This window comes from Stutzerimonas sp. C6.4V (assembly GCF_058536345.1).
Genome location: NZ_JBZUBM010000002.1, coordinates 1,095,512 through 1,118,202 on the forward strand (window position 1 = coordinate 1,095,512; position 22,691 = coordinate 1,118,202).

At 62.5% G+C, this 22,691-nt stretch carries 23 protein-coding genes and 1 pseudogene; 12 read left to right on the top strand and 12 right to left on the bottom strand.

The annotated features are described in order from the left end of the window. The first annotated feature begins 89 nt into the window (after window positions 1–89). Window positions 90–608: a glycine cleavage system transcriptional repressor gene (locus tag AC4LFW_RS20865; RefSeq protein WP_491821735.1), complete on the top strand. Its 519-nt coding sequence runs from the start codon at window positions 90–92 to the stop codon at window positions 606–608. Between the two features lie 7 nt (window positions 609–615). Here AC4LFW_RS20865 and rarD read toward each other — a convergent pair whose 3' ends face one another. Beyond that, entirely contained in the window at window positions 616–1,509 is an 894-nt protein-coding gene (gene rarD / locus AC4LFW_RS20870) for an EamA family transporter RarD (protein WP_491821737.1), read from the bottom strand. Between the two features lie 194 nt (window positions 1,510–1,703). Between rarD and AC4LFW_RS20875 the strand changes: the two genes are divergently transcribed. Further along, window positions 1,704–2,471, top strand: a complete 768-nt coding sequence (locus tag AC4LFW_RS20875; protein WP_491821739.1) for an SDR family oxidoreductase — start codon at window positions 1,704–1,706, stop codon at window positions 2,469–2,471. Further along, window positions 2,468–4,087: an alpha,alpha-trehalase TreF gene (gene treF, locus AC4LFW_RS20880; protein ID WP_491821741.1), complete on the top strand. Its 1,620-nt coding sequence runs from the start codon at window positions 2,468–2,470 to the stop codon at window positions 4,085–4,087. The genes AC4LFW_RS20875 and treF overlap by 4 nt, the downstream gene beginning before the upstream one ends. A 79-nt stretch (window positions 4,088–4,166) precedes the next feature. On the opposite strand, the gene AC4LFW_RS20885 is transcribed toward treF, so the two are convergent. The 3 genes from AC4LFW_RS20885 to AC4LFW_RS20895 are packed head-to-tail and all read right to left on the bottom strand — an operon-like array spanning window position 4,167 to window position 6,803. Next, the gene (locus tag AC4LFW_RS20885) at window positions 4,167–4,667 is read right to left on the bottom strand and encodes an LEA/WHy family protein (protein ID WP_491821743.1); all 501 of its coding nucleotides are present in this window, start codon (window positions 4,665–4,667) and stop codon (window positions 4,167–4,169) included. A gap of 9 nt (window positions 4,668–4,676) precedes the next feature. Continuing rightward, entirely contained in the window at window positions 4,677–5,438 is a 762-nt protein-coding gene (locus AC4LFW_RS20890; protein ID WP_491821745.1) for a slipin family protein, read from the bottom strand. Window positions 5,439–5,441: 3 nt separating this feature from the next. After that, window positions 5,442–6,803, bottom strand: coding sequence for an NfeD family protein (locus AC4LFW_RS20895; protein WP_491821747.1), 1,362 nt, complete (start codon window positions 6,801–6,803; stop codon window positions 5,442–5,444). A gap of 229 nt (window positions 6,804–7,032) precedes the next feature. Between AC4LFW_RS20895 and AC4LFW_RS20900 the strand changes: the two genes are divergently transcribed. From AC4LFW_RS20900 to AC4LFW_RS20930, 7 genes are all read left to right on the top strand, one after another. Further along, the gene (locus AC4LFW_RS20900; protein WP_491821749.1) at window positions 7,033–7,869 is read left to right on the top strand and encodes an MBL fold metallo-hydrolase; all 837 of its coding nucleotides are present in this window, start codon (window positions 7,033–7,035) and stop codon (window positions 7,867–7,869) included. Next, the gene (locus AC4LFW_RS20905; protein WP_491821751.1) at window positions 7,866–8,081 is read left to right on the top strand and encodes a hypothetical protein; all 216 of its coding nucleotides are present in this window, start codon (window positions 7,866–7,868) and stop codon (window positions 8,079–8,081) included. Before AC4LFW_RS20900 ends, AC4LFW_RS20905 begins: the two co-directional genes overlap by 4 nt. A 129-nt stretch (window positions 8,082–8,210) precedes the next feature. Beyond that, the gene (locus tag AC4LFW_RS20910; protein WP_045423855.1) at window positions 8,211–8,369 is read left to right on the top strand and encodes a YqaE/Pmp3 family membrane protein; all 159 of its coding nucleotides are present in this window, start codon (window positions 8,211–8,213) and stop codon (window positions 8,367–8,369) included. 216 nt (window positions 8,370–8,585) lie between these two features. Beyond that, on the top strand, window positions 8,586–12,092 hold the full coding sequence (locus AC4LFW_RS20915; protein WP_491821753.1) for a response regulator: 3,507 nt from the start codon (window positions 8,586–8,588) through the stop codon (window positions 12,090–12,092). A 1-nt stretch (window position 12,093) separates the two neighbouring features. Then, entirely contained in the window at window positions 12,094–12,912 is an 819-nt protein-coding gene (locus tag AC4LFW_RS20920) for a CheR family methyltransferase (RefSeq protein ID WP_491821755.1), read from the top strand. Continuing rightward, window positions 12,909–13,508 carry a chemotaxis protein CheB gene (locus tag AC4LFW_RS20925; RefSeq protein WP_491821757.1) on the top strand — a complete coding sequence of 200 codons (600 nt, stop codon included), beginning with the start codon at window positions 12,909–12,911 and terminating at the stop codon, window positions 13,506–13,508. Before AC4LFW_RS20920 ends, AC4LFW_RS20925 begins: the two co-directional genes overlap by 4 nt. A 3-nt stretch (window positions 13,509–13,511) precedes the next feature. Continuing rightward, the gene (locus AC4LFW_RS20930; RefSeq protein WP_491821759.1) at window positions 13,512–14,708 is read left to right on the top strand and encodes a hybrid sensor histidine kinase/response regulator; all 1,197 of its coding nucleotides are present in this window, start codon (window positions 13,512–13,514) and stop codon (window positions 14,706–14,708) included. Between the two features lie 15 nt (window positions 14,709–14,723). On the opposite strand, the gene AC4LFW_RS20935 is transcribed toward AC4LFW_RS20930, so the two are convergent. The 6 genes from AC4LFW_RS20935 to AC4LFW_RS20960 form a co-directional block, all read right to left on the bottom strand. Then, complete coding sequence (locus tag AC4LFW_RS20935; RefSeq protein ID WP_491821761.1) at window positions 14,724–15,377, bottom strand: HAD family hydrolase; 654 nt, start codon at window positions 15,375–15,377, stop codon at window positions 14,724–14,726. Beyond that, window positions 15,377–16,378, bottom strand: coding sequence for an ABC transporter ATP-binding protein (locus AC4LFW_RS20940; protein ID WP_491821763.1), 1,002 nt, complete (start codon window positions 16,376–16,378; stop codon window positions 15,377–15,379). Before AC4LFW_RS20940 ends, AC4LFW_RS20935 begins: the two co-directional genes overlap by 1 nt. Before the next feature lie 40 nt (window positions 16,379–16,418). Next, on the bottom strand, window positions 16,419–17,219 hold the full coding sequence (locus AC4LFW_RS20945; protein WP_491821765.1) for an ABC transporter permease: 801 nt from the start codon (window positions 17,217–17,219) through the stop codon (window positions 16,419–16,421). Beyond that, window positions 17,206–18,117: an ABC transporter permease gene (locus tag AC4LFW_RS20950; RefSeq protein ID WP_491821767.1), complete on the bottom strand. Its 912-nt coding sequence runs from the start codon at window positions 18,115–18,117 to the stop codon at window positions 17,206–17,208. Before AC4LFW_RS20950 ends, AC4LFW_RS20945 begins: the two co-directional genes overlap by 14 nt. Continuing rightward, window positions 18,114–18,917: an alkaline phosphatase family protein gene (locus AC4LFW_RS20955; protein WP_491821769.1), complete on the bottom strand. Its 804-nt coding sequence runs from the start codon at window positions 18,915–18,917 to the stop codon at window positions 18,114–18,116. The genes AC4LFW_RS20950 and AC4LFW_RS20955 overlap by 4 nt, the downstream gene beginning before the upstream one ends. A gap of 67 nt (window positions 18,918–18,984) precedes the next feature. Further along, window positions 18,985–20,043, bottom strand: coding sequence for an ABC transporter substrate-binding protein (locus tag AC4LFW_RS20960; RefSeq protein WP_491821771.1), 1,059 nt, complete (start codon window positions 20,041–20,043; stop codon window positions 18,985–18,987). A 349-nt stretch (window positions 20,044–20,392) separates the two neighbouring features. Here AC4LFW_RS20960 and AC4LFW_RS20965 point away from each other — a divergent pair, with 349 nt between their 5' ends. Beyond that, entirely contained in the window at window positions 20,393–21,109 is a 717-nt protein-coding gene (locus AC4LFW_RS20965) for a UTRA domain-containing protein (RefSeq protein ID WP_491821773.1), read from the top strand. A 175-nt stretch (window positions 21,110–21,284) separates the two neighbouring features. Here the strand turns inward: AC4LFW_RS20965 and AC4LFW_RS20970 are convergent, their stop codons facing one another. After that, window positions 21,285–21,692 (bottom strand): hypothetical protein, encoded by a 408-nt coding sequence (locus AC4LFW_RS20970; protein WP_491821775.1) that lies wholly within the window; start codon window positions 21,690–21,692, stop codon window positions 21,285–21,287. Between AC4LFW_RS20970 and tnpC the strand changes: the two are divergent. Further along, a pseudogene (gene tnpC / locus AC4LFW_RS20975) lies at window positions 21,645–22,340 on the top strand (IS66 family transposase); the annotation flags it as partial. The gene AC4LFW_RS20970 and the pseudogene tnpC overlap by 48 nt on opposite strands. Here tnpC and AC4LFW_RS20980 read toward each other — a convergent pair. Beyond that, a complete protein-coding gene (locus tag AC4LFW_RS20980) occupies window positions 22,286–22,573 on the bottom strand; it encodes a hypothetical protein (RefSeq protein ID WP_491821777.1) in 288 nt (95 codons plus the stop codon). The pseudogene tnpC and the gene AC4LFW_RS20980 overlap by 55 nt on opposite strands. Window positions 22,574–22,691 lie beyond the last annotated feature (118 nt).

Consider the following 22,691-nt stretch of genomic DNA (forward strand, 5'->3'; position numbering starts at 1 on the left):
TATGGAGCCGGACGCAGGCGGCGCGATCCCTGGCGTTCACCATCCGCACCCTCGGCGTCGGTCGCCGTAACCCAATGAAGGAGCTACTGATGGATCATCTCGTCCTAACCGTCATCGCCGAAGACCAGCCCGGGCTCGTCGAGCGTGTCGCCAAGTGCATCGCCGAGCATGGCGGTAACTGGCTGGAGAGCCGCATGTCGCGCATGGCCGGGCAGTTCGCCGGGATTCTTCGTGTCGCCGTGCCGGCGCAGGCCCATCCCGGACTCATCGAGGCGCTGCAGCAACTGGAGCGTGAGGGCATTCGCGTGCTGTTCGCTCACAGCGGTGTCGAGCCGCAGCGCAGCTGGCGCATGATCCAGCTGGAGCTGGTAGGCAATGACCGGGCAGGCATCGTTCGCGACATCACCCAGTTGCTGGCGCGTCATGGTGTCAACCTGGAAAGCCTGGACACCGATGTGATGCCGGCGCCAATGACCAACGAGCTGCTGTTTCACGCTGTCGCGCGACTGGCGGTGCCTGCCGAGCTGCCCCTCGATGATCTGCAGAGGCACCTCGAGACGCTTGCCGACGATCTGATGGTGGAGCTCAAGCTGCAACCGACCGACTGACCGAGTCTCAGCGAACGACGCCCCTGCGCATCAGTCGCCACGCGTCGTAGCTGTACACCGCCAGGCCGGCCCAGATGCAGATGAACGCGACCTGACGGTCAGCGGGGAAGGGCTCGTTGAATACCCACACCGCCAGGATAAGCAGCAGGGTTGGCGTGATGTATTGCAGGAACCCCAGGGTCGAATAAGGCAGGTGGCGCGCCGCGGCGTTGAAACACAGCAACGGCAACAGCGTCACCGGCCCGGCGGCCACCAGCCAGAGTGCCTGCGGCTCGGTCCAGAACGACCATTCGGTGCTCGGGTCGGTGCCGAAGAAAAACAGCCAGCCCAGCGCGATCGGCAGCAGTAGCCAGGTCTCCACCACCAGGCCTGGTAGCGCGGCGACAGGTGCCTGTTTGCGCAGCAGGCCGTAGCTGCCGAAGCTCAAGGCCAGCACGATGGAAACCCATGGAAATTCGCCGAGCGTGATCAGCTGCAGGGAAACGCCGATGGCTGCCATAGCGACGGCTAGCCATTGCAGAGGGCGCAGGCGCTCGCGCAGCACGATCAGCCCCAGCAGCACGTTGACCAGCGGATTGATGTAGTAGCCCAGGCTCGCTTCGAGCATATGGTCGTGGTTCACCGCCCACACGTAGATCAACCAGTTGCTGGCGATCAGCACGCTGGAAATCATCAGCACGCCGATCCGCCGCGGATGGGCCAGCAACTCCTGCCACCAGCCGGGGTGACGCCAGAGCATCAGCACCAGGGTGCCGAACAGGGCTGACCATATCGCCCGCTGGGTGACGATCTCCAGCGCGGCGTATTGCTCGATGGATTTGAAATAGAGCGGGAACAGGCCCCAGATGGAGAAGGTCGTCAGACCCAGTAGATAACCCTTGCGCAAATCGGCGGTGGCCATGGATGTCCTGGAACGGGGCGGCGGAAAGCCGGCCATTTTGCGCCCTCGCATGGGTGTTTGTCTGCCGGCGCGCGACATACGCGTGGGTTTGAAGCATCTCCAAACAAGCGTGGTTGAACGCCACCGGCTGTGATCCGTCTCACCTTGACGAAGGGAAACGCCGTTGCGACTGAACGGCCAACGCGAGGTATTCGATGAAACTGCAGAACAAGGTTGCACTGGTGACCGGCAGCTCCCAGGGCATCGGACGGGGTATTGCGGTGCGCCTGGCACGGGAAGGCGCTGACCTGATCATCAATGGGCGGCATGATGACGACCAGGCCCGCGAGACACTCGAGCAGGTGCGAGCCGAGGGCCGTCGCGCCTGCTTTATCGCTGCGGATGTAGCGGAGCCAGCCAATTGCTACCGGCTGGTCGAACAGGCGATCCAGCAGATGGGGCGGCTGGACATCCTGGTCAATAACGCCGGGGTGCAGAAGCATGCGGGCTTTCTCGATGTCAGCGAGGCGGACTACGACCAGGTCCTGAACGTCAACCTGCGCGGGCCTTTCTTTCTGTCCCAGGCGTTCGCCCGGCATCTGCGTGACAGTGGACGGGGCGGGCGGATCATCAATAACAGCTCGGTTCACGAAGAGCTGCCGTTTCCCAATTTCAGTGCCTACTGTTCCAGCAAGGGTGGGCTGAAGATGCTGACTCGCAACCTGGCCATCGAACTGGCGCCGCTGGGCATTACCGTCAACAACGTTGCACCGGGTGCCATCGAGACGCCAATCAACCAGGCGCTGATGAACCAGCCGGAGAAGCTTGCCGGGCTGCTGGAAAACATCCCGGCCAAACGTCTTGGTCAGCCCCACGATGTGGCGGGTGCGGTGGCCTTTCTTGCCTCGGACGACGCCGACTACGTTACCGGTACTACACTGGTTATCGACGGTGGCCTGTTATGGAACTACAGCGAGCAATGACCGATAGCGACCTGAGCCCCTTCAGCTATGACACCCGTGCAGTATCCGCGGCCGATACCCTGACCCCGGCCGATCGTTACCAGGAACTCTTTGTCGCGGTGCAGACGCAGCGGGTGTTCCCGGACAGCAAGACGTTCGTCGACTGCGCGCCGCGCCAGCATCCGGAGCGCATTCTTGAAGCGTATCGAGCAGAAAGCGGCACGCCTGGCTTCGACCTCAGGCGGTTCGTGATGGAGCATTTCGTGCTCTACGAAATGAAGCCCACCGAATTCGTCGCCAACCCGGACGACAGCCTGGCCGAACATATCGATCGACTCTGGCCCGTGCTAACCCGCCAGCCGCGCAAGCATCCGGAATTCTCGTCACTGTTGCCGTTGCCGCACGACTACGTGGTGCCGGGCGGCCGCTTCACCGAGATGTATTACTGGGATTCCTACTTCACCATGCTCGGCCTGGATGAAAGCGGGCACTGCGAGCTGCTGCGCGCCATGGCCGACAACTTCGCCTATCTCATCGACACCTACGGGCACGTGCCTAATGGCAACCGCTCCTATTACCTCAGCCGTTCCCAGCCGCCGGTGTTCGCGCTGATGACCGATTTGTTCGAGGAGACCGGCGTCCATCGCGCCAGCGACTACCTGCCTCAGCTGCTCAAGGAGCATGCCTTCTGGAACGAAGGCGACGCGCAATTGCGTCCTGGCGAGGCGCACCGGCGCTGTGTCTGCCTGCCGGACGGCAGCGTGCTGAATCGCTATTGGGACGAGCGCGACACGCCGCGCGAAGAGTCCTACCTGGAGGACATCGAGACGGCGCGCTCATCCAGCCGGCCGGCACACGAGGTCTATCGGGACCTGCGCGCCGGGGCCGAGTCCGGCTGGGACTTCAGCTCGCGCTGGCTGGGCGATCCCAACCGCCTGTCGAGCATCCGCACCACCAACATCGTCCCGGTGGATCTCAACTGCTTCCTGCACTATCTCGAGCGTCAGATCGCCCGCCTCAGCGAGGTAAAGGGGCGTCATGGCTGCGCTGCGGACTTCCAGCGCCGTGCCGAGGCGCGCCGGGCGGCCATTGACCGCTATCTCTGGAGCGATGAACGCGGCGCCTATTTCGACTACGACTGGACCCTGCAATCCCCGCGCGACAACCTGACGGCCGCCACGCTGACGCCGCTGTTCGTGGAGCTCGCCAGCGAACGACAGGCGGCGCAGGTCGCCGACATCGTGCGGGAGCGATTGCTTGCACCCGGCGGGCTGTCGACCACCGAGGTCAGTGGCAGTGGTGAGCAGTGGGACCGTCCGAACGGCTGGGCTCCGTTGCAATGGATGGGTATCCGCGGGCTGCAGCGCTACGGTCATCATGCACTGGCGCTGCAGATCGAAGAGCGCTGGCTGAGCATCGTCTCGCACCTGTTCGAGCAGGAAAGCAAGCTGGTGGAAAAATACGTGCTCAGGCCGTGCGTCGAGCATGCCACCGGAGGCGAGTACCCGCTGCAGGACGGATTCGGCTGGACCAACGGCGTGACGCGCAAACTGATGCAGGAAGATCCGAATCATGAGGCCCATCGCTGCCGGGCCGGGAGCTGTCGGTTGGACGGGGGGAAACAGGGCGCCTCCTGAGCGATGCAGGCTCGGCGCGCCCCGGACTGAGGCTAGGCGCGGCAGCCAGACCTGTCGTTTCGATCCGCAGCTGCGCGGTTCATGGCCGTCGATAGGGACCGGCCAGGGCGCCATTCAGGTCCAGAGTGCCCTTCTCCACGAAACGCTGGGTTCCGAACAATCCACCGGCCAGCTTGCCGCGCAGCACATAGGGCACCTCATCGAGGCCGATGTGCTCGGCCAGCCCGAGGGCCTGGCGTGCGGCGGAAAACGCCGAGATGGTCACCGGCACGCTGAGCACGGTCTCACCGAAGCGCGGGACGCTGCCGCTTGCATCGCTGACGCCACTGGCCAGGCGCCGGCCGTTTATTTCCAGGTCCAGCGCCACCCCGTTGTAATCCAGCGCCATGTCGTTGGGGTTCTGGATTCGCAGCTTGACCGCCATGCGCAGCTCCAGCCCTTCGCCGGGCAGCGGCTGGATGCCGGCAACCTGCACGTTGAGCGGGTCACGTTGGGAGAACGCGGCGCAGCCCGCCAGGATGAGCGTCAGCAGCACGGCTGAGAGCAGGCGAACAACGGATACGGCTGAGCGCAAGGGCATATAAGGTCTCTATTCAGATTTCTTGGTGAGGTTACCCAGGCCTTGTAGCAGCTCCATGGGCAGCGGGAAGACGATGGTCGAGTTCTTGTCGCCGGCGATGTTGCTCAGCGTCTGCATGTAGCGCAGTTGCATGGCGCCCGGTTGGCGGCCGAGCATTTCAGCAGCCTGCATCAGTTTTTCCGAAGCCTGCAGTTCGCCTTCAGCATGAATGACCTTGGCGCGTCGTTCGCGTTCCGCCTCGGCCTGCCTGGCGATGGCGCGGATCATCGACTCATCCAGATCCACATGCTTGATTTCCACATTGGCGACCTTGATGCCCCAGGCGTCCGTCTGCGCATCGAGTACCTGCTGGATATCGTTGTTGAGCTGCTCACGCTCGGCCAGCATGTCATCCAGATCATGCTTGCCAAGCACCGCGCGCAGGGTCGTCTGCGCCAACTGACTGGTCGCCGAGTGGTAGTCCTCGACCTGAATGATGGCCTTCTCGGCGTCCAGCACCCGGTAGTAGACCACCGCGTTGACCTTGACCGAGACGTTGTCCCGCGAGATCACGTCCTGGGTCGGCACGTCGAGCACCAGGGTGCGCAGATCGACCCGTACCATCTGCTGGATACCGGGGATGATCATGATCAGGCCCGGCCCCTTGACCTTCCAGAAGCGGCCCAGCTGGAAGACTACGCCGCGCTCGTATTCGCGCAGGATGCGGAACGTCGATGCGAGCAATGCGACAACCACCACCGCGACGGCGATAAAACTCATTTCAAGACCCATGCGTCACCTCTTCTCGATTGACGGCTCGTTGGCGGCCGTCACGTCCAATTGCAGGCCGCGTCGTGCCTTCACGCGGACCTCCTGTCCCACCACCAGCGGTGCCGAGCTGCGTACTTGCCAATGTTCGCCGTGCAGCAGTACCCAGCCGTTGCCGGGTTGGTCCGCCTGGACGCCAGTGATGCGAACCAGCTGCCCGATCAGCTCGCCATCGCCGGTGACCACCGGTTGTCGCCGGGCTTTCAAGGCCATGCTGACGATGGCAAAGACCAGCAGGGCGCTGATCACGCCGAGCGTGCCGATCAGTGTCAGCGGGATGCCGAAGCCCGGCACCTCGGTATCCATCAGGATCACCGCACCGGTGACGAACGCGGCAACGCCGCCCAGGCCGAGCACGCCGAAGCTGGGTACGAAGGCCTCGGCGACCATGAACGCCAGGCCCAGCAGAATGAGCGCGACACCGGCGTAATTGACGGGCAGCAGCTGCAGCGAAAACATCGCCAGCAGCAGGCAGATCCCGCCGATGACGCCACCGCCTCCAGTGCCGGGGTTGGAAAACTCGAAGATCAGGCCGTAGATGCCGATCATCATCAGGACCAGCGCCACGCTGGGGTTGGTGATGACCGCCAGCATGCGGACCCGCCAGTCGGGATCATGGCGTTCGACGGTGACGCCGGCCGTCTGCAGCCTGTGCATGCCGGTGCTGGTCTGGAGGGTCTTGCCGTCCAGCCTGCTCAGCAGCTGTCCAAGATCATCGGCCAGGTAGTCGACCACGTTCTGTTCCAGTGCTTCGCGGGCTGACAGGCTGACCGCTTCGCGCACTGCCCGCTCGGCCCATTCGGCGTTGCGCTCACGCAGTTGCGCCAGGCCGCGGATATAGGCCGCTGCATCATTGACCTGTTTACGGCTCATGGCGTCGCCACCTCCTTTGCCATCCTCTTCTGTGTCGGGCGAAGGTGCGGGCGGGCTGCCGCCTCCGCCGATCTGAACCGGCGTGGCGGCGCCTAGATTGGTGCCCGGCGTCATGGCGGCAACGTGGCTGGCATAGAGCAGATAGGTGCCTGCGCTGGCCGCCCGAGAGCCACTGGGGGTGACGTAGGTGGCGATCGGCACCGGGCTGGCGAGGATCTCCTTGATCATCGCGCGCATCGAGATATCCAGGCCGCCCGGCGTATCCAGCTCCAGTATCAGCAGTTGCGCATCGGCCTCCCGGGCACGCTGGATGCCGCGAATGACGTAGTCGGCGCTGGCTGGCCCGATGACGCCGTCGACACGCAGCACCATCACCGGCGCCGCAGCAAGGGTTGAACTGGCGAGGACCAGCAACAGCATCAGCAGCCAGGCGAGCCGGTTAACGGGCTGGGACATCGGTGTGGCCTCCCGGTGTCAGCGTTAGACAGCGATGGAACTGTTCGGTCCCCTGAGGATAGTTCAACTGCGGGTAGTTCCTGTTACGGCGCCGGAATCAGCCTTCCCCGGTGCCAGAGCGTTCCTGAACTCTGCTGCGCTCCTGGACCTCACACATAGATAGATGATCAAGATGTCCGATGGCGCAGCCAGCTGCTGCGTGGCATCGGTCTCCCGAGGAGGTTGTGTCATGCGCGTTCATCACCTCAATTGCGGCTGCATGTGTCCGCTGGGCGGCAAGCTGTTCGATGGCTTCAGTCATGGGCTTACCTCCAGCCTGGTGTGCCATTGCCTGCTGATCGAAACCGACACTCATGGCCTGGTGCTGGTCGATACGGGCTTCGGCACTTGCGATGTGCTGGAGCCTCGCAAGCGTCTCAGCAGCTTCTTCATCGCCTTCAACAACATCCAGTTCGAGCGCCGGTTCACAGCGTTGGAACAGGTACGCCAGCTTGGATTCGCGGCCGAAGATGTACGGCATATCGTGCTGACGCATCTGGATTTCGACCACGCTGGCGGTCTGGAGGATTTTCCCGGCGCCCAGGTTCATGTCCTGCAGCGGGAAATGGACGCGGCGCGTACAACGCGCAGTTTTCTGGGTCACCGGCGTTATCGTCATCAACAGTGGGACGGGGTGCGCAACTGGCAATTCTACGAGCCGGGCGGCGATACCTGGTTCGGCTTCCAGGCGGTGCGGGAGCTGCGCGGCCTGCCGCCGGAAATCATGCTGATTCCGCTGACGGGGCACACCCACGGGCATGCCGGCGTGGCCTTGCAGACCGATGCCGGCTGGCTGCTGCATGCCGGAGATGCCTATTTCTATCGAGAGGAAGTCGGGCAGACCGAGCGGCACTGCACGCCGGGGTTGCGCTTCTATCAACGCATGATGGAGGTCGACCGGACGGCGCGTCTGGCCAACCAGCATCGGCTCTGGACCCTGTCGTTGGAGCACCGGGACGAGGTCACGCTGTTCTGCAGCCATGATGCCAAGGAGCTCGAGCGCATGCGGGCGAGGCCGGCAAGATGACGTCGCCCGATGACGATCGCGTCGGCAGAACCGTTCGCACCCTGATGGGCTACGTGCGCTGGATCGGCCTGGTCGCCTGTTCGCTGGCGGCCCTGGGCTACGGTGCGATGGGTAACTTCAACATGACCGGCCTGATGCTGGCGCTGGCCGTGCTCTCTTGGATCAACATCCGCCGCCAGCGCAGCAGGCCAGGTCCGCCTCGCGCTCCGTGATGGCCGGATCCCCTTCCTTCGTTAGCCCGTTGCGGTCTGTCGGCTCCAGGCAGAAGGAACCCATGGCAGGAGATCCTGTCGATTCACAGTAGGCCTAATTGGCCAAAACCAGACCTTAGGGGAACCACGATGGACCTGATCCGCATCATCATCGCGATACTGCTGCCGCCGCTGGGGGTATTCCTGCAGGTAGGCCTGGGCGGCGCCTTCTGGCTGAACATTCTGCTGACGCTGCTTGGCTACATCCCGGGCATCATCCACGCGGTCTGGATCATTGCCCGTCGCTAGCCCGCAGCAACCAGAATTCTGAGCCCGGCCTTTCGGCCGGGCTTTTTTGTGATTGAAAGCGAGGCGGTGTAAAGTCCCGGGTCGACTTGCATGCGTGAGCTTCTATTTCACGCGAATCACCTTGAACGTGCCGGGAATGGTGCACGGCTTGACGCCTTGCAGCTTCCTCGTGCTGCTGTGAGTAGCCGCCATGGGCGCGCTCGAAAAGGAAAGCGGATGGGCGACTCCTACATCGATCAGAACAACTTCAGGCGCATTCTCAACCGCAACGTGGCGGTCCCGCTTGGCTTCGGATTTCTCAGCGCATTCTTTTTCAGCGCCATCGTCTACTTCCTGCTCAATGTCAGCCACTGGGTAGAGCGGTCCGTCGTCGGCGTGTCCTACGCCCACGAAGCCCTCAAGCTGATCGGCGACGTCGAAGCGTCTATGCGCGGTTATCTGATTGCCGGTGAGGAGGCGTTCCTCGACCCCTACCGGCGAGAGCTTCCGCTGCTGGAAGAGCAGCTCGAGCGGCTGCATGACTACGCCAGCGACGACCCGGTCCAGCTCAACCGTGTGCAGCGCGTCAGGGCGCTGCACCAGCAATGGCTTGACTACGCCAACGGTGCTATCGCTCGCCGTGGCCAGGGCGAGACGGTGACAGAGTACGTACGTAGCCGCCGAGGGCTGGAGCTCAAGACAGAACAGCGACAGCTGCTCAACAGCTTTATCGCCTACGAGCGGCAGGTGCGCAAGGAACGCACCGATACGGCCGAGACAATCACCACCGCTCTGATCGGCGCGTTCCTCTTGTTCAGCCTCCTGTTCAGCGGCTTGCTGGTTTACTTCGGCCGTCGCGATCTTCTGAGCCTGTCCGACAGTTACGCCGAGTCGCTGGAGAAACAGCAAGCCCACGCCGCGGCACTGGAAAAACAGGCCTGGTACCGCACCGGCCAGTCGCTGCTCAGCGAGTCGATCATCGGTGAGCAGGCGCTGCCGACCCTGGGCCAGAACATTCTCAGCTTCCTTTCGCGTTACCTGGAAATGGCCGTCGGGGCGCTTTACGTCACACAGGACGGCAAGCTGCAACGGGTCGCCGAGTTCGGCTGGGACAAGGATCGCCTGAACAACGGGCGGACACTCGAGCTGGGCGAGGGGCTGGTCGGCCAGGTGGCGTTGGAACGCCGTGCCATGACGATCGATAGCGTACCGCCCGGATACCTCAAGGTCAGCTCGGCGCTGGGTGATGCCGATGCCAGGTCCGTACTGATCGCACCCGTCGAAGACAGCGGCATGCTCAACGCGGTGCTGGAGATCGGTTTCCTGCGGCCACTGCGCGATGAGGATGGCGAGCTGCTGCGGCGCATCAGTGATGGCGTCGGCTCGGCCATCGAGGCTGCACGCTACCGCCAGCGCCTGCAGCGGGTGCTGGCCGAGACGCAGCAGCTCAACGAAGAACTGCAGGTGCAGCAGGAAGAACTGCGCGCCGCCAACGAAGAGCTCGAAGAACAATCCAACGCACTGCGCGAGTCGCAGGCGCACATGGAAGAACAGCAGGCCGAGCTGGAACAGACCAACGAGCAGCTGGCCGAGCACTCCGCCGAGCTGGCCCGCCAACGCGACGAAATGGATCGGAAGAACAACCGCCTGCACGAAGTGCAGCTGATGCTCGAAGAGCGCGCCGAGGAACTGCAGCGCGCCAGCCGCTACAAATCCGAATTTCTCGCCAACATGTCCCATGAGCTGCGCACGCCGCTGAACAGCTCGCTGATCCTCTCCAAGCTGCTGGCAGACAACCCTGACGGCAATCTGCACGACGACCAGGTGCAGTTCGCGCGCTCCATCTATTCTGCAGGCAACGACCTGCTGAACCTGATCAACGACATCCTCGACATCTCCAAGGTCGAAGCTGGCAAGCTCGACGTTCATCCCGAGTTACTGGTCCTCTCTCGCCTGGCTGACGGGCTGAGGAGCCTGTTTCTGGCCCAGTCGCTGGAAAAGTCGCTGCAGTTCAACGTGGAACTGGCGGACGACCTGCCGTCGAGTCTCTATACCGACCGCCAGCGTCTGGAGCAGATACTCAAGAACCTGCTGTCCAATGCCTTCAAGTTCACCGAGAAGGGATCGGTGGAAATGCACGTGACCCGCCACGGCGAGGGCCAGGTCGCCTTTGCCGTCCGCGATTCCGGCATCGGCATTCCGGTCGATCAGCAGGACGTGATTTTCGAAGCCTTCCGTCAGGCGGACGGCACAACCAATCGCCGCTACGGCGGCACTGGCCTGGGCCTGTCCATCTCACGCGAGCTGGCGCAACTGCTGGGCGGCACCATCGAGGTCAGCAGCGAGCCGGGGGCAGGCAGCGTCTTTACCCTGATCGTGCCGGAAAACTACAGCGCCCCGGTGGCCGTCGAAGCGCCCACTCCGCTGCCGGTCTCACAGGTTCCCGAGGTCCCGCCAGCGCCAGCACCGGTGCAGGTCAGTCCGGCTCAGGCAGCTCCGCTTCGCGCTCCGGAGCTGAGCGCGCCGGGCCTCTCCGACGACCGGGAGGGCTTCCCGTTCGAGCGCTCGGTACTGGTGATCGAGGACGAGCCGCAGTTCGCCGGCATCCTTCGTGATCTTGCCCACGAGCTGAAGTACAGCTGTCTGATTGCACAGAACGCTGATCACGGCTTCGACACAGCCCTGCAGTTCCGTCCCGATGCGATCCTGCTGGACATGCGCTTGCCCGATCATTCAGGCCTGACGGTGCTGGAGCGACTCAAGGAAAACTCGATCACCCGGCACATTCCGGTGCATATCGTCTCGGTGGAAGACCGCAAGGAAGCCGCGTTGCAGATGGGCGCCATCGGCTACGCGACCAAACCGACGACGCGCGAGGACCTCAAGGAGGTGTTCGGCCGTTTCGAAGCCAAGCTGGCGCAGAAGGTCAAACGCATCCTGCTGGTCGAGGACGACGCCCGCCAGCGCGAGAGCGTGTCCCGGCTGATCGAGGATGTCGACATCGAGATTACCGCGGTGGAGTTCGGTGAGCAGGCCCTCGAACTGCTGCGCTCGACGGTCTTCGACTGCATGATCATCGACCTCAAGCTGCCTGACATGGACGGCCATCAGCTGCTCGAGCGGATGGCGCGCGAGGAGATCTGTTCCTTCCCTCCGGTGATCGTCTACACCGGCCGCAACCTCACCCGCGATGAAGAAGCGGCGCTGATGAAGTATTCACGGTCGATCATCATCAAGGGCGCGCGCTCACCGGAGCGGCTGCTCGACGAGGTCACGCTGTTTCTGCACAAGGTCGAATCCGACATGCCGCCGGAGCGCCAGAAGATGCTGAAAAGCGTGCGCAGTCGAGAAAAGGCCTTCGAGGGGCGCAAGATCCTGGTGGTCGACGACGACGTACGCAACGTATTCGCCCTGACCAGTGCGCTGGAGCAGAAGGGCGCACTGATCGAGATCGCCCGCAACGGCCATGAGGCCATCGCCCAGTTGCAGCAGGTCGGCGACATCGACCTGGTGCTAATGGACATCATGATGCCGGAGATGGACGGCTTCACCGCCATGCAGGAAATCCGCAAGGATGCGCGTTTCGCCAAGCTGCCGATCATCGCCGTGACCGCCAAGGCGATGAAGGATGATCAGGATCGCTGCCTGAGTTCCGGGGCCAATGATTACCTGGCCAAGCCCATCGACCTGGACCGCCTGTTTTCGCTGATCCGTGTCTGGCTGCCAAAAGTGGAGCTGTTGTGAGATGCCGCACCGCAACCAGGCCATCGAACTGAAGCTGCTGATCGAAGCGATCTATCTGCGCTACAGCTACGATTTTCGCGACTATTCCAGCGCCTCTCTGAAACGCCGCGTCTTGCTGGCGCTCAAGCAGATGAATTGCGAGACCATTTCGCACCTGCAGGGGCGGATCCTCCACGATCCAACGGCGTTCATGGAACTGCTGCAGTTCCTCACCATTCCGGTGAGCGAGATGTTCCGGGATCCCGGCTATTACCGGGCGCTGCGCGAGCAGGTTGTCCCGGTGCTGCGCACCTATCCGTCACTGAAGATCTGGATTGCCGGCTGCAGCACGGGGGAAGAGGTCTATTCGATGGCGATCCTGCTCAAGGAGGAGGGGCTGCTGGAGCGCACCATCCTTTACGCCACCGATATCAATCCGCGCTCGCTCGAACGCGCGCGGCAGGGCATCTTCGACATTGGCGACATGCAGCAGTACACCGACAATTACCAGCGTGCCGGTGGTAGGCATAGCCTTAGCGATTACTATACGGCCGCCTATGATTCAGCAATCATGGACAAGTCGCTGAAGGAAAGGATGACCTTCGCCGATCACAGCCTGGCAACCGACAGCGTGTTCGCCGAGACGCAGCTGATTTCATGCCGCAACGTGCTCATCTATTTCAACAAGCCATTGCAGGACCGGGCCTTTGGCCTGTTTCACGAGTCACTTTGTCATCGGGGATTTCTCGGCCTCGGCAGCAAGGAAACCGTTGAGTTTTCCGGCTTTGCCGAGCGGTTCGAGGCTTTCGACAAGCAGGAAAGGGTGTTCCGCAAGCTATGACGCACGCAGCTGATGCTTCTGCCAGGCCGTCTGGCCGGTCCTTGGACGCCGTGGTGATCGGCGCATCCGCGGGTGGTCTGGCCGCGCTCAGTGCGCTGGTGACCGGATTGCCGCGCACGTTCCGCTTGCCGCTGCTGATGGTTCAGCATGTGCCACCTACCGGGCCTACGCAGCTGGTCGAGATCTTCCAGCGCAAGACGGACCTGAAGGTAAAGGAAGCGGATGACAAGGAGCCGGTGCGGGGCGGCACCCTCTATTTCGCTGCCCCAGGCTATCACTTGCTGGTGGAGGAGGATCTGAGCCTGTCCCTCAGCCAGGACGACGCGATGCATTTTTCCCGGCCTTCGATCGATGTCCTGTTCGAATCCGCCGCCGATGCCTGGGGCGAGCGTGTGGCGGGTATCCTGTTGACGGGCGCCAACGAGGACGGTGCCGCCGGCCTCCAGGCCATCAAGCAGGCCGGCGGCCTGACCGTCGTTCAGGATCCGCTGGAAGCCGAAGTCCCAACCATGCCCCTCGCAGCACTCCAGCGCTTCGCGCCGGATCATATTTTGCCCTTGTGCGATATTCATCGACTGTTGCGCGAACTGGAGTGACCCATGCCTGACCGAACGGATGAAGCGAACCTCCTGATCGTCGATGATTTGCCCGAGAATCTGCTGGCTCTCGATGCCCTGCTGAAGGCGCCGGGTATCCGTGTGCATCAGGCCGAATCGGCCGAGCAGGCGCTTGAATTGCTGCTGCGACATGAGTTCGCGCTTGCCATCCTCGATGTGCAGATGCCCGGCATGGACGGCTTTCAGCTGGCCGAGCTGATGCGTGGAACCGAGCGGACCAAGCAGATCCCCATCGTCTTCGTCAGCGCCGCCGGACGCGAGCTCAACTACGCATTCAAGGGCTATGAAAGTGGCGCGGTCGATTTCATGCACAAGCCGCTCGATACCCATGCCGTGCGCAGCAAGGTCAGCGTCTTCGTCGATCTGTATCGCAACCGCAAACGTCTGGCGCGCCAGCTCGAGGCCCTGGAGCAGAGCCGTCGGGAGCAGGAAGTGTTGCTCGACGAGTTGCGCAGCACCAAGGCTGATCTGGAAGATGCCGTGCGCATGCGCGATGACTTCATGTCGATCGTCTCCCACGAGCTGAAGACGCCGCTCAACACCCTGATCCTGGAAGTACAACTGCGCAAGATGCAGCTCGGTCGCAGCAACTTTGCCGCGTTCAGTGAGGACAAGCTGCGGCAGATGGTCGACAAGGATGAACGGCAAATCAAGAGCCTGATCCGCCTGATCGACGATATGCTCGATGTCTCGCGGATTCGCACTGGCAAGCTGTCGATTCGGCCAACCCGCCTGGATCTCGGCGTCCTGGTCTCCAATGTGGTGGAAAATTTCGCTCCGCAGATGGAGGCCAGCGGCTGCACGCTGCTGTTTCAGCGCCCGGAACCGGTGATCGGATTCTGGGACGAGTTCCGGATCGAGCAGGTTCTGGCCAACCTACTGACCAATGCCATGCGTTACGGCGCGGGCAAGCCGGTGCAGGTAAGCGTCAGCGTCTGGGAGAACGATGCCTGCATCGAAGTGCGCGACCAGGGTATCGGCATCAGCCAGAAGAGCCTGGAGCGAATCTTCTGTCAGTTCGAGCGCGCCGAAGGCAGCGAAAGCAGTGCCGGCCTGGGGCTTGGCCTGTTCATCGCCGAACAGATCGTCAAGGCGCACAAAGGCCGGATCCACGTCGAGAGCAAAGAGGGCAACGGCGCACTGTTCCGCGTTCTGCTGCCCTTGAGTGCCGAGGGCTGATCCAGGCGTCCTGCTTCAACGCCAGGCCAGTTGAGGCCAGCCCTTCGCCTCGGCTTGCTCGCGCAGCAGCGGGTCAGGGTTCACCACGAACGGATGCGCCACCTGCTCGAGCAGTGGCAGGTCATTGATCGAGTCGGAGTAGAAGGACGCGCCCTCCAGCGACTCTCCCTGGGCCTCAGCCCACTCGCGTAACCGCGTCACCTTGCCTTCTCGGTAGGTGAGCACGCCTCGGGTGTTGCCACTGTAGAAACCGTGCTGTTCCTCCAGCTGGATCGCCAGCACATCCCCGATGCCGAGTCGGCTGGCCACTGCTTCGACCAGAAACGCTGCCGAAGCGGAGATCACCAGGATGCGGTCACCTGCCATGCGGTGCTGAGCGACCTGACGCATGGCGTCGCTGTAGATCAGCGGCTCGATCACATCTTCAACGAAGGGCTCGACCACATGAGCCACTTCCTCGGCCGTGCGGCCCACCAGCGGCGCCAGGCTGAAGGTCATGTAATCCTCCATCGCCAACGTGCCGAAGGCGTATTCGGCCATCAGCTCGGCGTCCTTGCGCAAAAAGGACTCGCCGTCCACCCAGCCGATCTTGGCCATTTCGTGGGCCCAGAGGCTGGCGCAATCGCCGTCGATCAAGGTTTCGTCCAGGTCAAAAATTGCCAGTGCCATCAAGCCACCTCGTGAAGTGCCGAAGCGTCGATGGTAAGGCTTACCTGGCGGCCGCGGGGATAGAGATCGGCGGCAGATCGATTGAGAACGTCAACCATCAGCTCGACGTCGCGCGCCACCACGCTGTAGCGGATCACGTTGCCCAGCAGGCTATGGCCTTTGATGACCGCAGCAATCTCATCTCCATTCACGGCTGCGTTCACCAGCGTAATGGCTTCCGGTCTGATCGCCATTTTCGAATGAACAGGGCGTTGCAACAATCGGGAGGCGATATCGGCGCTGAGCAGGTTGTAGTTACCAATAAAGCCAGCGGCAAAGGCATTCACCGGCGCGGTGTAGAGGGTTTCAGCATCGGCACTCTGTACGATGCATCCGTCATTCATCAGCAGGATGCGATCGGAAAGGGTCAGCGCTTCTTCCTGATCATGGGTGACGAAAATGGTGGTCAGCCTCAGCTCCTGCTGGATGGCGCGAATCTGTTCACGCAGATGCTTGCGGATTCGCGCATCCAAAGCCGATAGAGGTTCATCGAGCAACAGCAGGCGCGGGCGCGTGACCAGCGAGCGCGCCAGGGCCACACGCTGGCATTGGCCGCCGGAGAGTTGGCTCGGGTAGCGGCGGGCGAACTCACCGAGCTCGACCATCGCCAGCACCTCGGCCACCCGCCGCGCGCTTTCATCCTTTGCGACCTTCTGCATGCGCAGGCCGAAGGAGACGTTCTGTTCCACCGTCATGTTGGGGAACAGCGCATAGCTCTGAAAAACCATGCCGATCTGGCGTTTCTGCGGTGGGGTTGGCACCAGGTCCTTGCCGTCCAGCAGGATTTGCCCGCCTTCGACCTCGGTCAGCCCGGCGATACAGCGCAGCAAGGTGGACTTGCCGCAGCCGGAGGGGCCAAGCAACGTGATCAGCTCGCCCTTGCCAATCTCGCAGTCGATATCGCTGAAGACCCGAGTGTCGCCAAAAGCTTTATGCAGGCCACGAATGGAAAGGTAACTCATGGGAAATTCCTGTCTGGGTGGGTCACGTCGGTCAGCAGCGTCACGCCGTGCGTTCGCGATTCAACCGGGTCGCCGCCCAGGTGAACACCAGCACGAAGAAGAAGTAGGAGATCACCAGCGCACTGTTGAAATGGCCGCTGCTGTTTTTCATGTTGTTCAGGTAGACCTGCAAGGTTTCGTAGCGGGTACCGACCAGCAGGTTGGCGAAGACGAACTCGCCGAACAGAAACGAAAACGACAGGAACAGCGACACCATCAACCCCTTGCGCAGGTTCGGCAGCACGACGAGGAACGCCGCCTTCCAAGTGCTGGCGCCGAGGAGGTGGGCGGCATCCATCAGGTCGCGCAGATTGATCGCCTGCAGGTTGTTGCTGATCGCGCGGTACATGAATGGCAGCGCGATGGTGAAGTAGGCGCCAATGAGGATCCATGGTGTGCCGACCATCGCCAGCGGACCCGAACCATAGAGCTGCAACAGGCCGACCGAGGACACCACCGGCGGCACGGCGAAGGGCAACAGGATCAGGATGTTCATCAGCCCGTCGAGCTTGGGAAAGTGGTAATGCACCACGAACAGTAGCGGCAGGATCAGCACCACCGCCAGGGCCAGCGCACCCAGGCAGACCAGCAACGACTGGGCGAACGCGTGCAGGAAGCGCTCTTCACTCCAGAGCTGCAGGTACCAGTCGAAGGTCAGCCCGTCCGGCAGGATGGTGGCCGACCAGCTGCTGGAGATCGAGTAGAGAAAGGTCGCCGCCAATGGCAGCAGCAGGATGAAGAACAGCAGCCACACCACAACGCGGTGGTAGAGCACGCCGCGCCTGGCTTCAGCGGCTCGCATGGTAGCTCCTCCTGAGCAGCAGCTGGTGCGCCACGGTGATCACCGCCATCAGCCCCACCAGCACCATCGCTAGGGCGCTGGCCATGTGCGGGTCCAGCGAGATGTCACCGGAAATCATCGCCGCGATGCGGATCGGCAATACGTTGAAGTTACCCGTGGTGAGGTAATAGACGGTGGCATAGGCCCCCAGTGCATTGGCCAGCAGGATGACGAACGTGCCGAGCAGTGCCGGCGTCAAGACCGGCAGGCCGATATGGCGCCAGTAGCTCCAGGTCCCGGCGCCCAGCAAGGAGGCCGACTCACGCCAGTCCTCGCGCAGCGCATCGAAGGCGGGGTAGAGCAGCAGCACGCCCAGCGGGATCTGGAAATAGGTGTAGAGCACGATTAGGCCGGTCTTGGAGTAGAGGTTGAAGTCCTCGATGATCCCGGCCTGCTTGAGCAGGATCGTCAACGCCCCGTTGAAACCGAGCAGGATGACGAAGGCGAACGCCAGCGGCACCCCGGCGAAGTTGCTGGTCATGTTGGAAAAGGCCATGACGAAGTCGCGCAACTTCGAGTCGACCTGGCGCAGCGAGTAGCTACCCAGAATCGCGATGAGGATGCCGAACAGGCTCGACCAGAAGGCGATCTGCAGGCTGTGCTTGATGGCCTGCAGGTAGAACTTCGAGCCGAAGATCTTCTGGAAATTGGCCAGTCCCCAACCGTCGGGCGTGTTCAGGCTGTTGACCGTCACCCATAAGAGCGGGGCGATCTGAAAGGCGAAAAAGAACAGGGCGAACGGCAGCAGGCAGAGCAGCGCCAGCCAACTGCCGCGCGGTGCGCGACGGCTTGCCGCGGTAGGGCTGGCACCGTCTCGGATGGCTGCGGTCTTGAGATTGTCTTCGAGCGGCGCGGTCATTTCAGCAGCTCCCGACACGCCGGTTTGTCATGCGGTACGCCGAGCAATTCGCATAGCGTGCCGCACAGCTCGGTCTGTTTTGGTTGTGCGGCCGGATCGAGGCTGAACGCCGAGCCGAGCACGAACAGCGGCACTTCTCGTTCCTCCGGTAGCAGGCCGTTATGGGAGCGATCGCCGTTCATGCCGTGGTCGGCTGTGATCAAAACCTGGTAGTCGTCATCCAGCCAACGCTGCAGGTATTCCGCTAGCAGGACGTCGGCGCGGCGCGCCGCGTTGCGGTACCGAGACGAATCCAGACCGTGCTTGTGGCCGGCGTCGTCGATGTTCATCGGGTGTACAAGCAGAAAGTCGGGGCGATGCCGCAGCCGCAGGCTTTCGGCGTCGGCGAACAGGTGCGAGTCCGGGTAGAGGTCTTCGTAGTAGAAATGCCCGTGCTGAATCGGCAGGTCGGGCGTCTCGCTGTGACGGTCGCTTGCTGCATGGAACGGCGCGCGGTTGTACAGCTCGCTGACCCAATGGTAAGCCGCGGCGGCTGTGCTCAACCCGGCCTCTCGGGCGTAGTGGAAAACGCTGCGCTCGGTGGACAGGCGCACCACATCATTGTGCACAACGCCGCTTTCGATGGGCGGCACGCCGGTGAGGATGCACTCGTACAGCGGCCGGGACAGTGCCGGCAGCTCGCACTGCGTGCGGTACAAGGCGCCACGCCCGGCGATGCTCAAGGCATGTAGGTGCCCCATGGCATGCTCGGCCACCGAATAGCTCAGGCCGTCGAGGATCACAAGGATGGCTTTGCGCATGAGACGTTCCTGTTGAAGGCAGTGGGCGCGTAGGGTGTGCATCAGTCCACCCTACGCCTCGACGCCGTCATTCCATCTCGATGATCACGTTTTCCTGCCACTGCTGCGGCAGTGCCTTGGAGGTCGCTTCCCAGGCATCGGCATTCTCGATGGGCTTGACCTTGGCGTACTGCTCGTTCGGCAGCAGTTTCGCCTGCACCTCGGCCGGCAGGGTCAGGTGCTCTGCGCGGATCGGCCGGGCGTTGCCCTTGGCCAGGTTGATCTGCCCGGCATCGGAAAGAATGTACTCGCGGGCGAGCTTGGCGGCGTTGGGGTGTTTGGCCCACTTGTTGATGATGGTCGTGTAGCCTGAAATCACCGAGCCATCCGACGGGATCACGACTTCGAAGCGGCTTGGGTCGATCTGGTCGCGATACGACAGGCCATTGAAGTCCCACACCACACCGACTTCCACTTCGCCGCGCTCCAGCGTCTGGATCGTCGGGTTCGACAGGGACAGGCGACCCTGCTTGGCGATCTCGGCAAAATAATCCAGGCCCGGCTGGATGTTCGTCTCGTCACCGCCGCTGGCGATGGCAGCCGCCAGCACACCGTTCACGGCCTGGGCGGCCGCGCTGACGTCACCGATGGCGACCTTGTACCCGCCGTTCTTGAGCTCGGCCCAGGACGTCGGCACCTCCTTGACCAGCTGCTTGTTAACGATGAAGGCAATCGAGCCGGTGTAGGCCAACATCCAATGGCCGTCCTTGTCCTTCGCCCAGTCGGGAATCTGCTCCCAGGTGCTCGGTTTGTAGGCTTGCGTCACGCCCTGCTGAACAGCGATGGGCCCGAACGCGGCGCCGACGTCACCGATGTCGGCCGTAGCGTTGTCTTTCTCAGCGGCGAACTTGGCGATCTCCTGGGCCGAGCTCATGTCGGTGTCCATGTGCTTGAGACCGTACTTCTTTTCCAGGTCCTGCCAGGTGTCCTTCCAGTTGGCCCAGCTGTCCGGCATGCCGACGCTGTTGACCTCACCTTCCGCGCGCGCCGCCTCTTCGAGGCCTTTCAGGTCCGTTTGTGCAGCGTTCGCCGATGTCGCCAGGGCGATCGCCGATCCCAGCATTGATGCCAGCAGCAGTCGTTTCATCAGAAGCTCCTTTCGCAGGTCGTTGGTCTAGATCAGCAAGATCTCGAGCCAATCTAGCGGGTACAAATGACATATTGATGTCGTTGTCTCCGCCGCCGCCCTTGGGACGACACCGCGACAGGAGTGCCGTAGCAAGCCTAGCTCAGGCTGAGAGCCTTACCTGGCGTGGGCTGACGAAATTCGCCGATGCGCTTGATGATTCGAAACAACCTCAGCGGGTCCGGTTTTTTCTGTGCCAATGTCACGCGGCGGTCATTCGGCTTACCTAATCTGAATGGTATTCACGGTCGAGGTAACGAGAGCAAAGGCTCCGATCTAGTGCTGGACTAGCCCAGCGGAGGAGAGATTGATGCGCGACGAGGCACCTCGGGCGGTTACGGTGATCTGTCGATCGCTGCAGGAGCAGATCGCCCATGGCTTGCTGCCGCCCAGCCGGCAGCTGCCGTCCGAGCGCAAGCTCAGCGAGCTCTTCGCCACCACACGTATCACGCTGCGAGAAGCGCTAGGCCAGCTCGAGTCGCAGGGGTTGATCTACCGGGAGGATCGCCGCGGCTGGTTTGTCTCACCGCCTCGGATCGCCTACAACCCGCTCGTACGTAGCCATTTCCACGCCATGGTTAGCGAGCAAGGGCGGATTCCGGCGACCGAGGTGTTATCGGCCCGGTTGGTACCCGCCGCGGCAGACATTTGCGCGCGGCTGGGATTGCCGGCGTTGTCCGGCGTCATCCAGATCCGCCGGGCGCGGCGCATCGACGGTCGTCTGGTGCTCTACGTCGAACACTATCTGAACTCCAGCTACTTCCCAGGCATCCTCGACGATGACCTGACCCGCTCGCTGACCGAGCTCTACGCCAGCGAATACGGCATTCACTACGGCCGGGTCCGCTTCGACATGGTCCCCACGGCCCTGCACCCCGAAGCCGCCACAATCCTGCGCACCGCCCCTGGCAGCCCGGCGCTACGTATCACCCGCCTCAACCGCGACCAGCACGAGCGGTTGATCGATTGTGACGTGGAGTACTGGCGGCACGATGCGATTCATGTGTGTGTGGAGGTGCCGGAGTGAGGGGCGAACGTCGATTTGCTGCTCTTCGTATGCAAGTCGCAGATCGCAACGGGGCGGGATGGTGGTTGGCCTCTTGAGATTGACCTTGGCCAACTACTTGACGCGCATGGCCGGGCAATCGAGCAGAGAAGGGGGGCCCAATGGCCGCAAACTTCTATCATTCCTCGCTTGACCTTCAAGCGCTAGGCAAGCTTTCGCGTACTTCAGTCTCGGGTTTGCTCAACGGCACCTTGAAGTAGTCCACCAGGTCTTGCCCCTTGGCGAAGGCTTTGCGGATGTCGGCGCTTTGTTTCTTCAGGGCTTCGCTAGGCACGGCCCATTGCTCGGATGGCAGGGGTTGCGACCAGTCCAGTACTTCCTTGGGGAAGCTGGCCCTGGGCCGGCGGTTGACCCAGGCGGAGACATGGCACGGCAGGTGCCAACCGCTGAAGAACTGGATGGCGAGAAAGCCGAACAGATAAGCGCAGGAGGCCGAGGGGCTTTCCTCCATATAGGCGCGAATGGCCTCCCACTCGCTGACGGCCAGGCCCAGGGTAGCGCCAGCCGCGCGCAGGAGGTGCCCTTGCGCCTGCTCGACGGCCATTGCGGCTCGCTGATGACCGACGACTACGCCGGCTACAACGCCGTGGCCGCGCAAGAGGGCATCGAACGCCTAGCCTGCTGGGCGCATGCGGGGCGCAAGTTCGTCGAGGCGCAGAAGGTGCAGCCCAAGGGCAAGACCGGCCGGGCCGACATGGCGCTGATCTTGATCAACAAGCTTTACGGCATCGAGCGTGACCTGAAAGAGGCCAACGATAGCGAGCGCCTAACCACCCGTCCGCAACGCAGCCAGCCACTACTCGCACAACTTAAGGCTTGGCTCGACAAAACCCAGCCGCAGGTCGCCGGGCAGACGGCCCTGGGCAAGGCGGTGAATTCCCTGGCCAGTAACCGGAACAAACTGGTGCGCTACGTCGAAGGTGGACACCTGCCCATCGACAACAACCGCGCGGAGAACGCCATCCGCCCGTTCGTCATTGGCCGCAAGAACTGGCTGTTCCGCGACACACCCAAGGGTGCCACGGCGAGCGCCCAGATATACAGCCTGATCGAAACCGCCAAGGCCAACGAGCAGGAACCTTACGCCTGGCTGCGTTACATCCTCGAACGTTTGCCAACGGCACGGAACGTCGAAGACTACGAAGCGCTGCTGCCGTGGAACTGCTCGCCGGCCTCTGTCTCGGCTTCCTGAAAACAAACCCCGTCTTGGCGGAAGGGGTTTATGGAGCGCTTACGCACCTGCAAGGGGAGCAAGCGGGTGCTTTGTGAAGATAGAACCGTATCGGTATTGGGCTCCTTGCTGAAAGCATCGCTTTTCAGGTCAGCCTCGGAGGACGAGGCACCTATATCCACGCGGAACATATAGCCTTGCCCGTTGGCGCTTTCCAGAATCTGCTCCGGGTAGCGAACTTCCAGCTCCAGCACGGGGGGCGCTGGTAAGCAATCCAGGTTTACCAGACGCGGTGCTGTGTGCCCTTGGGGTAGAGGGTGTCACCAGGCAGCGGCCCGTTAGGGAGCTGTGCGGGCGGTTGGCCAAATTTGT